Annotated in this window: 13 protein-coding genes; 9 read left to right on the top strand and 4 right to left on the bottom strand. The window is 71.8% G+C overall.

Features of this window, described 5'->3' with window-relative positions; genetic code table 11:
- Positions 1 to 67 precede the first annotated feature (67 nt).
- Positions 68 to 1,279 (top strand): alginate lyase family protein, encoded by a 1,212-nt coding sequence (locus AC3IYI_RS04505; protein WP_489408966.1) that lies wholly within the window; start codon positions 68 to 70, stop codon positions 1,277 to 1,279.
- A gap of 128 nt (positions 1,280 to 1,407) precedes the next feature.
- Here the strand turns inward: AC3IYI_RS04505 and AC3IYI_RS04500 are convergent, their stop codons facing one another.
- The gene (locus AC3IYI_RS04500; RefSeq protein WP_489408965.1) at positions 1,408 to 2,130 is read right to left on the bottom strand and encodes a lysophospholipid acyltransferase family protein; all 723 of its coding nucleotides are present in this window, start codon (positions 2,128 to 2,130) and stop codon (positions 1,408 to 1,410) included.
- 238 nt (positions 2,131 to 2,368) lie between these two features.
- On the opposite strand from AC3IYI_RS04500, the gene AC3IYI_RS04495 reads away from it, so the two are divergent.
- The 7 genes from AC3IYI_RS04495 to AC3IYI_RS04465 all read left to right on the top strand — a co-directional run bounded on the left by AC3IYI_RS04495 (position 2,369) and on the right by AC3IYI_RS04465 (position 9,026).
- Positions 2,369 to 2,728: a TlpA family protein disulfide reductase gene (locus tag AC3IYI_RS04495; RefSeq protein ID WP_489408964.1), complete on the top strand. Its 360-nt coding sequence runs from the start codon at positions 2,369 to 2,371 to the stop codon at positions 2,726 to 2,728.
- A gap of 186 nt (positions 2,729 to 2,914) precedes the next feature.
- On the top strand, positions 2,915 to 3,460 hold the full coding sequence (locus tag AC3IYI_RS04490; protein ID WP_489408963.1) for a flavin reductase family protein: 546 nt from the start codon (positions 2,915 to 2,917) through the stop codon (positions 3,458 to 3,460).
- Positions 3,461 to 3,660: 200 nt separating this feature from the next.
- Positions 3,661 to 4,446: an electron transfer flavoprotein subunit beta/FixA family protein gene (locus tag AC3IYI_RS04485; protein WP_243342015.1), complete on the top strand. Its 786-nt coding sequence runs from the start codon at positions 3,661 to 3,663 to the stop codon at positions 4,444 to 4,446.
- 87 nt (positions 4,447 to 4,533) lie between these two features.
- Positions 4,534 to 5,496: an electron transfer flavoprotein subunit alpha/FixB family protein gene (locus tag AC3IYI_RS04480; RefSeq protein ID WP_489408962.1), complete on the top strand. Its 963-nt coding sequence runs from the start codon at positions 4,534 to 4,536 to the stop codon at positions 5,494 to 5,496.
- 184 nt (positions 5,497 to 5,680) lie between these two features.
- Positions 5,681 to 6,979: a DUF6986 family protein gene (locus tag AC3IYI_RS04475; protein ID WP_489408961.1), complete on the top strand. Its 1,299-nt coding sequence runs from the start codon at positions 5,681 to 5,683 to the stop codon at positions 6,977 to 6,979.
- Between the two features lie 308 nt (positions 6,980 to 7,287).
- Positions 7,288 to 8,142 (top strand): hypothetical protein, encoded by an 855-nt coding sequence (locus AC3IYI_RS04470; protein WP_489408960.1) that lies wholly within the window; start codon positions 7,288 to 7,290, stop codon positions 8,140 to 8,142.
- Positions 8,139 to 9,026 (top strand): hypothetical protein, encoded by an 888-nt coding sequence (locus tag AC3IYI_RS04465; RefSeq protein ID WP_489408959.1) that lies wholly within the window; start codon positions 8,139 to 8,141, stop codon positions 9,024 to 9,026. Before AC3IYI_RS04470 ends, AC3IYI_RS04465 begins: the two co-directional genes overlap by 4 nt.
- A gap of 18 nt (positions 9,027 to 9,044) precedes the next feature.
- Here the strand turns inward: AC3IYI_RS04465 and AC3IYI_RS04460 are convergent, their stop codons facing one another.
- Positions 9,045 to 10,031 carry a LacI family DNA-binding transcriptional regulator gene (locus AC3IYI_RS04460; protein WP_489411883.1) on the bottom strand — a complete coding sequence of 329 codons (987 nt, stop codon included), beginning with the start codon at positions 10,029 to 10,031 and terminating at the stop codon, positions 9,045 to 9,047.
- Between the two features lie 207 nt (positions 10,032 to 10,238).
- Here AC3IYI_RS04460 and AC3IYI_RS04455 point away from each other — a divergent pair, with 207 nt between their 5' ends.
- Positions 10,239 to 11,279: an NUDIX hydrolase gene (locus AC3IYI_RS04455; RefSeq protein WP_489408958.1), complete on the top strand. Its 1,041-nt coding sequence runs from the start codon at positions 10,239 to 10,241 to the stop codon at positions 11,277 to 11,279.
- Between the two features lie 15 nt (positions 11,280 to 11,294).
- Here the strand turns inward: AC3IYI_RS04455 and AC3IYI_RS04450 are convergent, their stop codons facing one another.
- Positions 11,295 to 12,041 (bottom strand): MBL fold metallo-hydrolase, encoded by a 747-nt coding sequence (locus AC3IYI_RS04450; RefSeq protein ID WP_489408957.1) that lies wholly within the window; start codon positions 12,039 to 12,041, stop codon positions 11,295 to 11,297.
- 98 nt (positions 12,042 to 12,139) lie between these two features.
- Positions 12,140 to 13,504, bottom strand: coding sequence for a dipeptidase (locus tag AC3IYI_RS04445; protein ID WP_489408956.1), 1,365 nt, complete (start codon positions 13,502 to 13,504; stop codon positions 12,140 to 12,142).
- Positions 13,505 to 13,627 lie beyond the last annotated feature (123 nt).

Raw genomic sequence — 13,627 nt, 5'->3', positions numbered from 1 at the left:
TTCGGCCGCAGGAATCCCCCCACGGACCCTGATCCCCCCCCACGGACCCTCCGAAGGAAGGCGCTTCATGCGTTACGGAGTCCCCGCCGGGCTGCTCGCCTCGGCCCTCGGCCTGGTCGCGGCGCTGACCCTCGCCCCCACCTCCGCCGCCGTCACCCCCCGCACCCCCGTCGCCCCAGCTGCCGCGCCCGCGGCCTTCGCCCATCCCGGAGTCCTGAACAGCCGCGCCCAGCTGGACTTCGTACGCACCAAGGTGCAGGCGGGGCAGCAGCCGTGGAAGGCGGCGTTCGATTCCATGCTCGCGAGCCGGTACGGCTCGCTGTCGCGGACGCCCAAGCCCCGCGAGATCGTCGAATGCGGCTCCTACTCCAACCCCAACCTCGGCTGCACCGACGAGCGGGAGGACGCCATAGCCGCGTACACCGACGCGCTCGCCTGGTACATCACCGGCGACGCCCGGTACGCGAAGAAGTCGATCGAGCTGATGGACGCGTGGTCCGCGCGGATCAAGGACCACACCAACAGCAACGCCCCGCTGCAGAGCGGCTGGGCGGGCTCCACCTGGCCGCGCGCCGCCGAGATCGTCAAGCACACCTACACCGGCGGCTGGCCGAACCAGGGGCGCTTCGCCACGATGCTGCGCGAGGTCTACCTGCCCGAGGTGATCGGCGGGAGGCCGAACAGCAACGGCAACTGGGAACTGATCATGATGGACGCGGCCGTCGGCATCTCCGTCCACCTCGACGACCGCGCGAGCTACGACAAGGCGATGGCGATCTACCTCGGCCGGGTGCCCGCCTACTTCTACTTGACCTCCGACGGGCCGCAGCCCAAGTACCCGCCGCGCTCCGGCATCGACACCAGGAGCGAACTGATCGGCTACTGGCACGATCAGAGCACCTTCGTGGACGGTCTGGCGCAGGAGACCTGTCGGGACTTCGGCCACACCGGCATGGGCATCGCGGCGACGATGCACGTGGCCGAGACCTCGCGCATCCAAGGACGGGACCTGTACCCGGAGTTCAAGGACCGGTTCCGCCACGCGCTGGGCTTCCACGCCAAGTACGAACTCGGTGAGGCCGTGCCCTCCTGGCTGTGCGGCGGGAGCCTGACCAAGGGCCTGGGCCCGGCCACCGAGGTCGCCTACAACGCCCTGCACACGCGGCTCGGCGTCACGATGGAGAACACCCGCAGACTCACCGAGGGCCGCCGCCCGGCGGGAACCGAGAACCACTTCGAGGCGTGGGAGACGCTGACCCACGCCGAGAACCCGAGCTGACGCCCCCGCCCCCCGACGGCAGACCGCGGCCCCGCCATCAGGCGGGGCTGTGGTCATGCGGAAGGCTCAGGCGGGCTTCGGTGGTCCTCAGCCGGGCTTTGGTGTTCCTCAGCCTGCCTCGGCAGTGCTCAGCCGGCTTCCTTGACCTGCGCCGGGGTCGGCGCGGTGCCGCCGAGGTGGGCCGGCAGCCACCAGGAGTCCTCGGCGCCCTTGGGCTTGGCCGGGTAGGCACTCTGGGCGGCGTCGAGCAGCTCCTGCACCCGCTCGCGGAGCCGGCGGGTGATCGCCCCGGCGTACTGGTCGGTGGGCGCCTCCAGCGGCTCGCCCACCCGCATCGTCACCGGGATGTGGCTGCGCTTGAGGTCCTTGGGGCGGCCCTTGGTCCACATCCGCTGCGTTCCCCACAGCGCAACCGGGATGAGCGGGACGCCGGCTTCCTGGGCCATGCGCGCCGCACCGGACTTGAAGCTCTTGAGCGTGAAGGACTGGGAGATCGTCGCTTCCGGGAACACGCCGATGATCTCGCCGGAGCGCAGCGAGTCGAGCGCGTGCTGGTAAGCCGTCTCGCCCTGGGCGCGGTCCACCGGGATGTGCTTCATCGCGCGCATCAGCGGACCGGACACCTTGTGCCGGAACACCGACTCCTTCGCCATGAAGCGGACGAGCCGCTTCTGCGGGCGCGCGGTCAGCCCGGCGAAGATGAAGTCGAGGTAGCCGATGTGGTTCGACACCAGAACCGCCCCGCCCTGGCGCGGAATGTTCTCGGTGCCCTTCATGTCGATGCGGACGTCCAGCGCGCGGAACAGCGCGTGTGCGGCACCGACAACCGGGGGGTAGACGAGCTCAGCCATGGTGGGGAGGCCCCGCTTTCTGCCTGGAGGTGCTCCCGGCCGGAAGTTACGGCAGCGTAGGTACGCGGCCATGGGGATCGTGCCCCATACGCGAGCCGCAGGCCAGCCCAGACGGCCGTGCCCGGCGAGATTCTCGTCACGCCGGGAATGCGGCGCGCCCGCGGGGCGCTCCGATCAGCGTATGACCGTACCGGGATGATGGGCGAGTGCCCGTACGGGCACGGCGGCGGCGGACACGGTGGAGACGGGGGCGCGGGTGCGTGCGGGCGAGCGGGACGAGGGAGCGGGCGAAGGCCGGCTGGGCCGGGCCGAACTGGGCGCCGAGCCGGGGGAGCGGGCCACGCTCGTGCAGTTCTCCAGTGCCTTCTGCCAGCCTTGCCGGGCAACCCGGCGGATCCTGGACGAGGTCGCGGCCATGGTCGCGGGCGTCCGGCACATCGAGATCGACGCGGAGAAGAACCTGGACCTCGTACGGAATCTGGGCATCGAGAAGACCCCGACGGTACTGGTTCTGGACGCGGCGGGCCGGATCGTGCGGCGGGCCGCCGGAATGCCGCGCAAGGCGGACGTGATCGCCGCCCTGGGGGCCGCCGTATGACGCGGGTGCGATCCGCGGCAGGCGCGGGCGCCGGGCGCCCGGAGCGTCCGGTGAGCCGGTACATACATCCGCACGCAGCGTGACGCGCCCTACATCTGACCGTTCGGGCTTGACTGTGTACACGAGAGATCGCCAGGCTTGCGATATGCGGTATGAACTCCTGCTTTACGGACGGGGAACCCCCTCATGACGGCTCCGACGGCTCCGTCACCACGGGCCGGCGCCGGCCTGCCCGGCTCGCCCGCACTGTTGCGCTCGGTGTTCCGCCGGCACGCCGCGGGCGTCGCCGTGATCACCGCCGAGAGTGGCGGCCGGCCGGTGGGTTTCACCGCGACCTCCCTCAACTCCGTCTCGGCGGACCCCCCGCTCCTGTCGTTCACCATCGGCACCGGGTCCTCGAGCTGGCCCGGGATACGGGACTCCGAGCACCTCGGGGTCCACATACTCGGCGAGCACCAGGGTGAGCTGGCGGGCCTGTTCGCCCGCAACGGGGCCGACCGCTTCGGGCCGGCCACCGACTGGGCGCCCGGCCCGCACGGGGTTCCGGTCCTGGGCGGCGTGCTGGCCTGGCTGGTGTGCCGGATCGTGGCGCGGGTTCCGGCCGGCGAGCACCGCGTGATCATCGCGGAGGCGGTCGCCGGGGACCCGGCGGGGGACCCGGTGGGAGATCCGGCCGGTGAGGCCCGCCCGCTGCTGTACCACCAGGGGCGCTTCAACGCGTTGAGGGACTGAATCGTCCCTCCTGGGGCCGGTGCGCCGGCGTTGGCCAGATCACAGTTCGCCGGCCTTGCAACCTGGCAGAACCCGCTGTGTACTGACGAGTAACATTCCTGAACGGGGCGCGGGCCGCCCCGGCGGGAACGGCCCGAGATGGCGCCTATGCTGCCTGAACAAGGCGGTACCAGAAATGTCGATGCGGTAGGAGAGCCGGCGTGAGCCTGAGGATCGTTGTCTGTGTGAAGTACGTGCCCGACGCCACTGGCGACCGGCAGTTCACCGAAGACCTGACCGTCAACCGTGACGACGTCGACGGCCTGCTGTCGGAGCTCGACGAGTACGCCGTCGAGCAGGCGCTGCAGATCGCCGACGAGGCCGACGACGCGGAGATCACCGTCCTGACGGTGGGCCCCGAGGACGCGAAGGACGCGCTGCGCAAGGCGCTGTCGATGGGTGCCGACAAGGCCATCCACGTCGAGGACGACGACCTGCACGGCAGCGACGTCATGGCCACCTCGCTGGTGCTCGCCAAGGCGATCGAGAAGGCCGGTTACGACCTGGTCATCACGGGCATGGCCTCGACCGACGGCACCATGGGTGTCCTCCCGGCGATCCTGGCCGAGCGCCTGGGCGTCCCGCAGGTCACCCTGCTCTCCGAGGTCAAGGTCGAGGACGGTGTCGTGACCGGCCGTCGCGACGGCGACTCCGCGAGCGAGCAGCTGGAGGCCTCCCTCCCCGCGCTCGTCTCGGTGACGGACCAGTCGGGCGAGGCCCGCTACCCGTCCTTCAAGGGCATCATGGCCGCCAAGAAGAAGCCGGTGGAGTCCTGGGACCTGGAGGAGCTGGAGATCGAGTCCGACGAGGTCGGTCTCGAAGGCTCGTGGACCGCGGTCGACTCCGCGACCCAGCGTCCGGCCCGCACCGCCGGCACGATCGTCAAGGACGAGGGCGAGGGCGGCAAGTCGCTGGCCGCCTTCCTTGCGGAGCAGAAGTTCATCTAGGAACTGTCTGGCCGGCCAGAAGTTCATCTAGAGCTTCGGTCACCTCTCGATACCCCCTGACTACTTTGCATTCGCAGGAGCATCCCCATGGCTGAAGTCCTCGTCTACGTCGACCACGTCGACGGCGCCGTCCGCAAGCCCACCCTCGAACTGCTGACGCTGGCCCGCCGCATCGGCGAGCCCGTCGCCGTCGCCCTCGGCAACGGCGCCGAGGCCACCGCCGCCGTGCTCGCCGAGCACGGTGCCGTCAAGGTCCTCACCGCCGACGCCCCGGAGTTCTCCGACTACCTCGTCGTACCGAAGGTGGACGCGCTCCAGGCCGCGTACGACGCCGTCTCCCCGGCCGCCGTACTGGTCCCCTCCTCCGCGGAGGGCAAGGAGATCGCCGCCCGCCTGGCGGTCCGCATCGGCTCCGGCATCATCACCGACGCCACCGACCTGGAGGCGGGTGACGAGGGTCCGGTCGCGACGCAGGCCGCGTTCGCCGCGTCCTTCAGCGTCAAGTCCCGCGTCTCCAAGGGCACCCCGGTCATCACCGTGAAGCCGAACTCGGCCCCGGTCGAGGCCGCCCCGGCCGCCGGCACCGTCGAGGCGCTCGCCGTCACCTTCGGCGCCCTGGCCACCGGCACCAAGGTCACCTCCCGCACCCCGCGCGAGGCGACCGGCCGCCCCGAGCTGACCGAGGCCGCGATCGTCGTCTCCGGCGGCCGTGGCGTCAACGGCGCCGAGAACTTCCACATCATCGAGGCGCTCGCGGACTCCCTCGGTGCGGCCGTCGGCGCCTCGCGCGCCGCCGTCGACGCCGGCTGGTACCCGCACTCCAACCAGGTCGGCCAGACCGGCAAGTCGGTCTCCCCGCAGCTGTACATCGCCTCCGGCATCTCGGGCGCGATCCAGCACCGCGCCGGCATGCAGACCTCCAAGACGATCGTCGCGATCAACAAGGACGCCGAGGCCCCGATCTTCGACCTCGTCGACTACGGCGTGGTCGGCGACCTCTTCGCGGTCGTCCCGCAGCTGACCGACGAGATCAAGGCGCGCAAGGGCTAAAACCCTGCCGCAGGCGCTGACCTGCGGGGTAAGTGGTCTCCGGGGCCGTGTGGTGTTTCTCACCGCACGGCCCCGAGTCGTTTGTCCAGGACGGCGGGGGGACCATTGACTGAGCGGAACCCCGTGACTAAATTCTGTAATGCGGATCTAAGATTCCGTGAAGCGGAAAAGAGGAGAGTGCACGATGGGTCAGCAGGAGAAGGTGGCGACGAGCCTCGCAGGCGCGGTCAGCGAGGGCATCAGCGCTTCCCTCAAGCCGGTGGACGCGGAACTCGCGCGCCACTACCCGGGCGACCCCGGCACCCGTCAGCCCATCCACACGGTCTACGTGCCCGGTGACGTCTTCGCGGCGGACACCATCCGCAGCTGGGGCGACCAGGCCCTCGCGGCCCTGGACGAGCACGCCCCGGACGCCGCCACCTTCGCCAAGGTACTCGGCATCTCCGACGAGCTGGCCGTACCGGTCTACGACCGCGTCCGCGCCAAGCTCGCCTCCGAGCCCATCGAGGACCTCCGCGTCGACTTCGAGGACGGCTTCGGCGTCCGCTCCGACGAGGAGGAGGACCAGGCCGCGGCCCGCGCCGCCCGCCTCGTCGCCGAAGCCTTCTCCAACGGCACGAACGCCCCGTACATGGGCATCCGGATGAAGTGCATGGAGTCCAACGTCCGCGACCGCGGCATCCGGACCACCGACATCTTCCTCTCCGGCCTGCTCGCGCACGGCGGCCTGCCCGAGGGCCTGGTCCTGACCCTGCCCAAGGTCACCTACCCCGAGCAGGTCACGGCCTTCGTGCAGCTGCTGGAGGCCTTCGAGACCGCCCGCGGCCTGCGCCCGGGCCGGATCGGCTTCGAGATCCAGATCGAGACCAGCCAGTCCATCCTGGCCTCCGACGGCACCGCCGCGGTCGCCCGGATGATCGAGGCCTCCAAGGGCCGCGCCACCGGCCTGCACTACGGCACCTTCGACTACAGCGCCTGCGTCGGCGTCTCCGCCGCGTACCAGTCGAGCGACCACCCCGCCGCCGACCACGCCAAGGCGATCATGCAGGTCGCGGCCGCCGGAACCGGCGTGCGCGTCTCCGACGGCTCGACCAACGTCCTGCCGATCGGCACCACCGAGCACGTCCACGAGGCCTGGAAGCTGCACTACGGCCTCACCCGCCGCGCCCTGGCCCGTGCCTACTACCAGGGCTGGGACATGCACCCGGCGCACCTGCCGACCCGCTACGCGGCGGTCTTCGTCTTCTACCGCGAGGGCCTGGAGACGGCCGCCGCGCGCCTGAAGGCGTACGTCGCCAAGATCGAGGGCGACGTCATGGACGAGCCCGCCACCGCGAAGGCCCTGGCCGGCTACCTGGTCCGCGGCCTGGACTGCGGCGCCGTCGGCGCCGACGAGGTCACCGCCCTGACCGGCCTGACCCGCGCGGAGCTCGACGCCTTCGCCATCCCGCGCCGCTCGGCGACGATGACGGCCACCGCCTGAGGCGAGTAGCCCCTCGTACGAGGCCCGGCCGGTCTGCCCCCGGCCGGGCCTTTCGGCGTTCCCGGACGGGCCCCGGTGTTTACCGGCAGCCCCGCCCGTCCGTATGGTTTCCGCTGGTTCAGCACGGTATGAGTCTGGTTATCGCGGTTGCGGGGCCCTGGCGAAGCCTGGCGAATGTTCGGTGGAGTGCCTGCGGGGGGTCAGCCTGTTGGAGGATGCCGACGGGCGTGGAACGGCCGGGTGGGTCCGGCATCCACGTCTTCCACCCCGCCAGGCCCATTTCCTCGCGTGCTCCGGGAGAACTTCGCATGGTTGAACACTCGGGCGTCGTCCCTGAGACGACGAATGTCGTCCCCGCAGCGACATTCGCACGCGGGGCCGGAGCAGAGCGCGAACCGCTCCTGGCCTGGCGGCACCTGATGGCGCCGGGCAAGAGCGACAACGAGTTGCTCAACCGGCTGGCGGCCACGCGAGACCTGCCACGGCCGCTCGTGGCCATCGCGCAGAAGTACGACCAGATCGCTCTCGGCGTCGCGCTGGGCGAGGGGGAGGACGTTACGGAGACGGACCTGCTGGCTGCACTGCTGGTCATCAGGCAGCTCCGCGAGAAGCTCCAGGCCGACGAAGTCCGAATCCTCGGAGCTGCCCGGGGCAAGAGGATCACCTGGGCCCGGATCGCCCAGGCCTTGGGGTTGAAGTCCCGGCAGGCCGCCGAACGCCGCTACTTCCAACTGCGTTCCGACCTCGACGAGGCCAAGGGCACCCCCCTCAAGCAGTCGGAGCGGGTCGCGTACGCCCGCTCGCTGCGCGACCGGCCGGACGAGCGAGAACCAGCGGATCCGCAGGGCGGCACGGCGATCGGGCTCGCCCGGCGGCTCGCCGCTCTGTCCGACCTGGGAGAGCGGGCGGCCGCACCCTGGACGGAGCGGCTTGCGGCGGTTCTGGAGGCACTGGCCGCCTCGGAGCCCGCGGGAGCGGGGCATCGCACCTCGGCCCTGCCGGGACGCTATGCCGACGGGTGGCGGATCGAGTACACCGGCAAGCTGACCGAACTCCTCCACCAGGCCCGCGACGCGAACGTCGTCGACCTGAGCGGTCACCCCCGCCTCCTGGCGGACCTTGACGAGTTCTGCGCGGCGGCAGGTCCCGCCGGCCGGTCATGAACGCCGCGGAACCTGCCCCGGACCGGATCGACGAGCTGGCTCTCGACCTGCTGCTCTGGTTCAAAGCGTGCCGGACGGGACTCGGGTCGACGGTCTCGCTCGCCGAGTTCGTCGCCGACGAGGACCCGCGTAACGCGGCGGCGCAGGACGCGGCCCGCCTGCTGCGGAGCAGGCGTCACAGCACCCTGGAGTACACGTTCGGCGCGGCACTCGTGGGCCCGACCGCGGCCGGACTGGCCGAGGCCGACCGGGTCGCCCGGGCCCGCGGACGGGTGGACGAGCAGTTCGCTTTCGCCGTGGACGAGCTCGTCCGGCAGGCAGCCGCGGCCCCCGACGCCGTGGTCCGGCTTCGCCCCTTCATGGCCGGCACCCGGTTCCTCGGCGCGCCGTTGCGCGAAAGCATCGTCTGGCGGGCCGCCCGCTACCTGAGCGGTCACAGGCTGGCCCGCCTGTGGACGGACGATGCCGAAGCGCCGGCCCTGATGCTCACCTCGCGCGGCGAGGACTGCGCGATGTCCCTGTCCACCTCGACCGTGAGGCACCAGATGAACGACCAGCGACCCCAGGTGGCACCCGCCTTCACCATGCACGTCTACGGGGGCGCCGCCGCGCAGGGTATGTCCGTCACCCAGAACGTGGGCGGGTCGGCCGAGGAGACGGCCCTGGCCGTGGACCGGATCCGGGCCCTGGCGACCGTGCACGGCCTCGGCGGATCCGCGTTCGACGCGGATGTGGAGGTCGTCCGGGACCCGGGGCTACAGCCGGCCCGCCGGGCCCACGCCTGGCACCGGATCAAGGAGTGCCTGCTCCGGGCCGCGCCCGCGCTCGCCGGGCAGACTGCGCTCGTCGCCATCGAGCGGGGGCTGGGCCTCCTGAACGGGTAGCACGGGGCCTGACAGGACTCAGGAGGCGGGCGGGAGTTCGCCCGAGCCGCGGGGAATCAGGCGGGTGGGGAGCTCGATGCGGGCCGGAGGGAGGTCGGCGCCCGCCAGGCGCTGGAAGAGGCGGTCGGCGGCCACGCGGCCCAGGGCCGCGGCGTCCTGGGCGATCACCGTGATCCCGGGATTCAGCAGGTCGGCGAGTTCGAAGTCGTCGAAGCCGACCAGGGCCACCGGGCGGGACAGGGACGCGAGGACGCGTACGGCCGTGACCGTCACGCGGTTGTTCCCGGCGAAGAGGGCCGTGACCGGCTCCGGGCCGGACAGCATCGACCGGGCGGCGGCCGCGACGCGCTCCGGGGCCGTCGCGCCGAGGGAGACCCAGGAGCCGTCGACCGGCAGACCGGCGTCCCCCATGGCCGCGCGGTAGCCCCGCAGCCGCTCGGTCGCCGTGTGGATGTGCGGGTGGTCGCCGATGAAGCCGATCCGGCGGTGGCCGCCCGCGATCAGGTGCGCCGCCCCGTCCCGGGCCCCGCCGAAGCTGTCGGACAGTACGACGTCCGCGTCGATCCGGCCCGCCGGGCGGTCCACGAACACCGTGGCCACTCCCGCCCTGATCTCCGGCTCCAGGTAGCGGTGGTCGTTCCCGGCCGGGATCACCACGAGCCCGTCCACCCGGCGGGCGCACAGCGCGAGCGCCAACTCCCGCTCGCGCTCCGGGTCCTCGTCGCTGGAGCCGTTGATGAGCAGGGCGCCGTGGGCCCGTGCCACCTCTTCCACGGCCCGGTTGAGCGGTCCGTAGAAGGGGTCGGAGAGGTCCTCCAGGACCAGGCCGACGGTGGCGGTGCGGCCCTTGCGCAGGACGCGCGCGCTGTCGTTGCGCCGGAAACCGAGCGCGTCGATGGCCTCCTGGACCCGCTTCTCGGTGTCCGGGGTGACCCCCGGCTCGCCGTTGACCACGCGCGACACCGTTTTGAGGCCCACGCCGGCCCGGGCCGCCACGTCCTTCATGGTCGGCCGGTTGCCGTAGCGGGGCTCGGGCGGGCGGCGGGTGTGGGGCACGGTGTCGGACCTCCGGAGGGGTGGGCGCTGTGGCGGTGCGGGACCGACGCTGCGCAGAGGCCCCTGACCTTGAGGATAAGCACTCGGCGGGGCGCCGGGGTTTCCGTGGCAGGGTGGTGCGGGCAAGCCACTGGGGGCATCGGGAGAGGGGTAGACGTGATTGTCTGGATCAACGGCACTTTCAGCGCCGGGAAGAGCAGCACGGCCCGGGAACTGACCGGACTCCTGCCGGACAGCACGCTGTTCGACCCGGAGTTCATCGGTGACGCGGTCCGCGTGCTGCTGCCGCGCAAGCGCCTCACGGAGGTCTCCGACTACCAGGACCTGCCGATCTGGCGACGGCTCGTCGTGGACACGGCGGCGGCGATGCTCGCGGAGCTGGGCGGGGTGCTGGTGGTTCCGATGACGCTGCTGAGGCAGGAGTACCGGGACGAGATCTTCGGAGGGCTCGCGGCACGCAGGATCGCGGTGCGGCACGTGCTGCTGGCCCCGGCGGAAACGATACTGCGCAAGCGGATCGCGACCCGGGAGGAGCCCGGGGCGGCGGCGGAGGTGGACCTGCGGGTGCGGCAGTGGGCCTACGACCACATCCCGGCCTACCAGACCGCGCTGGGCTGGCTGACGGCCGACGCGCACGTCGTCGACAACGGGGCCCTGACCGTACGGGAGACAGCGGAGCGGATCGCCGAGGCCGTACGCACCGACACGGCCCGGGTCTGCGACATCGTGCAGACCCCCCAGCCGACGCGCGAGACGGTGGCCGCCGGAGTGCTGCTCTTCGACGACGCCGACCGGGTGCTCCTGGTGGACCCGACGTACAAGCCGGGGTGGGAGTTCCCCGGCGGAGTCGTCGAGGCCGGGGAAGCCCCGGCCTGCGCGGGGGTACGGGAGGTCGAGGAGGAACTCGGACTCGTACTGGAGCGCCTCCCGGAGCTCCTGGTCGTGGACTGGGAGCCGCCGGGGCCTCCGGCGGGCTACGGCGGCCTGCGGTTGCTGTTCGACGGCGGCCGGCTGTCGGCGGCCCAGACCGGGCGGCTGCGGCTGCCCGGCCCGGAGCTGCGGGCCTGGCGGTTCGTGACCGAGGAGGAAGCGGCGGACCTGCTGCCGCAGGTGCGGTTCGAGCGGCTCCGGTGGGCCCTGCGGGCCCGCGAACGGGGCCGGGCGGCGTACTTGGAGGCGGGGCGGGCGGTTCCGTAGCCGGGGGCCCCGGGCCTACGCTTCGGCTTCGGCTTCGGCTTCGGTCCCGGACTTGGCCCCGGCTTCCGCCTGGGCTGCCGATTCCGCTGCCGCGAGTAGGGTGGCCGCGGTGTCCGACGTCAGGGGGTCGCCGTGGCCGAAGCAGGCCACCGAAGGGGCCAGTGCGGCCAGCCGGAGCATCGACTCGACGGCCCGGGCGCGGTCCACGTTGAAGACGCCGAGCATCACCTGGACGACACCGGCGATGCAGTCACCCGTGAACAGCACCCCGTGCGCAGGGAGATGGATGCCGATGCTGCCCGGGGTGTGACCCGGAGCGTGGACGACGACCGCCCCGTCACCGAAGGGGAGCACCTCGCCGTCCTTCACCTCCCGGTCCACCCGGGTCGGCGGCGCCTCGGGGACCGTCAGTCCGTGTGCGTACAGCGGGAGTTCCCAGTCCAGCAGCACCGGCTCCGGGACCGGTTGCTCGCCGCGGACGACCGGCGCATCGAGCCCGTGCGCCAGCACCTCCGCGCCCCAGCGGGTGGCGAGTTCGCCCGCCGCGCCGACGTGGTCGCGGTGGCAGTGGGTCAGGACGATCCGCTCCAGCCGCTCCGGCAGCAGCCCGAGGGAACGTATCGCCCCTTCGATCGCGTCCGCCGAACCGGCGTGACCCGCGTCGATCAGGGTCAGGGCCGCACCGTCGCGCCAGAGGTAGGCCTGGCCGATGGGGAAGCGGAGCATGTGCAGGCGGTCGGGGATGACTTCGACGAGATCCATCACCCGAACGTACGCGGGCGAACCGCGCCCCCGGCCGAGGTTACGCCGGTAGCGTGGTTCGCCCGTAGCGGAGCGTCGTGGGGCCGCCCGCCACACCGTCAGGCGAGCTTGGACTCCGCGTAGTTGACGAGGAACAGCGCCTCCGTGACCGACAGGCGCTCCAGTTCCTCCGGGGAGACGCTCTCGTTCACCGCGTGGATCTGCGCCTCCGGCTCACTCAGGCCGATGAGCAGCATCTCCGCGTCCGGGTACAGCTCCGTCAGCGTGTTGCACAGCGGGATCGAGCCGCCCATGCCGCTGATCTGCATCTCCTGGCCGGGGTAGGCCGCCTTCATGGCCTGCGCCATCGAGGCGTACGCGGGGCTGTCCGTGTCCGCCTGGAACGGCTGTCCCTGGCCGACGACTTCGAGCTCCAGACGCGCCTTCCACGGGGTGTGCGCCACCAGGTGCGCATCCAGCAGCTTGATCGCCTCCGCGGTGTCCACACCCGGCGGCACCCGCAGGCTCAGCAGCGCGCCCGCGCTCGCGTGCACCGAGGGGGTGGCGCCGATCAGCGGCGGGGAGTCGATGGCCAGCACGGTGACGGCCGGCCGGGACCACAGCCGGTCCGCGATCGTGCCCTCGCCGATCAGCTCGACCCCGTCGAGCACCTTGGCGTCGGAGCGGAAGTCGGCCTCCGGGTACTGGAGCCCCTCCCACACCGCGTCCGAGGCCAGCCCGTCCACCGTGGTCGAACCGTCCGGCGCGCGCAGCGAGGCCAGGAGCTGGATCAGGGCGGCCATCGCGTCGGGTGCGGCCCCGCCGAACATGCCGGAGTGCAGATTGCCGCCCAGGGTGTCGATCTTGATCTTCAGCAGGCACATGCCGCGCAGGGTCGCGGTGACCGTCGGCAGGCCCGTACGGAAGTTGCCCGCGTCGCCGATCACGACGGCGTCGGCGGCCAGCAGCTCGGGGTGGGCCGTAGCGTACTGCTGGAGGCCTCCGGTGCCCTGCTCCTCCGACCCCTCGACGATCACCTTCACGCTCACCGGCACACCGCCGTTGGCCTTCAGGGCGCGCAGCGCGAGCAGGTGCATGATGAACCCGCCCTTGCAGTCGGCGGTGCCGCGGCCGTACCAGCGGCCGTTCCGCTCGGTCAGCTCGAAGGCGGGGGAGACCCAGGCCGCGTCGTCCAGCGGGGGCTGCACGTCGTAGTGCGCGTACAGCAGGACGGTCGGCGCGTCCGCCGGGCCGGGCAGGAACCCGTACACCGACTGGGTGCCGTCGGGGGTGTCGAGCAGCGCGACGTCCTGGAAGCCCTCGGCGCGCAGCGCGCCGGCCACCCAGTTCGCGGCGGCCTGGCTCTCGCTCTGGGGGAACTGGGCCCAGTCCGCCACCGACTGGAAAGCCACCAGCTCGGACAGCTCCTGCTTGGCGCGGGGCATCAGCGAGGCGACGGTCTCGGCGATCGGATGAGACGGCATGGGCACGCTCCTCTTGGGTGCGACGTTGGTGTACGTGTACGGGGTGCGTATACGTGTCCCGCATGCGCGGGGTGTGCGTATGCGGGCTACGGAAAATGACTCTTCCGATCCTCGCACAACGGG

It is taken from the genome of Streptomyces sp. GL_148 (genome assembly GCF_057834205.1).
The sequence above is the reverse complement of the archived record's forward strand: the minus strand, read 5'-3'. Positions and strand labels throughout refer to the sequence as shown.

Coding starts and splice junctions, on each gene's coding strand:
- AC3IYI_RS04505 (WP_489408966.1), top strand. CDS start 68: ATGCGTTACGGAGTCCCCGCCGGGCTGCTCGCCTCGGCCCTCGGCCTG.
- AC3IYI_RS04475 (WP_489408961.1), top strand. CDS start 5,681: ATGGGTCAGCAGGAGAAGGTGGCGACGAGCCTCGCAGGCGCGGTCAGC.
- AC3IYI_RS04480 (WP_489408962.1), top strand. CDS start 4,534: ATGGCTGAAGTCCTCGTCTACGTCGACCACGTCGACGGCGCCGTCCGC.
- AC3IYI_RS04460 (WP_489411883.1), bottom strand. CDS start 10,031: ATGAAGGACGTGGCGGCCCGGGCCGGCGTGGGCCTCAAAACGGTGTCG.
- AC3IYI_RS04500 (WP_489408965.1), bottom strand. CDS start 2,130: ATGGCTGAGCTCGTCTACCCCCCGGTTGTCGGTGCCGCACACGCGCTG.
- AC3IYI_RS04450 (WP_489408957.1), bottom strand. CDS start 12,041: ATGGATCTCGTCGAAGTCATCCCCGACCGCCTGCACATGCTCCGCTTC.
- AC3IYI_RS04465 (WP_489408959.1), top strand. CDS start 8,139: ATGAACGCCGCGGAACCTGCCCCGGACCGGATCGACGAGCTGGCTCTC.
- AC3IYI_RS04470 (WP_489408960.1), top strand. CDS start 7,288: ATGGTTGAACACTCGGGCGTCGTCCCTGAGACGACGAATGTCGTCCCC.
- AC3IYI_RS04490 (WP_489408963.1), top strand. CDS start 2,915: ATGACGGCTCCGACGGCTCCGTCACCACGGGCCGGCGCCGGCCTGCCC.
- AC3IYI_RS04445 (WP_489408956.1), bottom strand. CDS start 13,504: ATGCCGTCTCATCCGATCGCCGAGACCGTCGCCTCGCTGATGCCCCGC.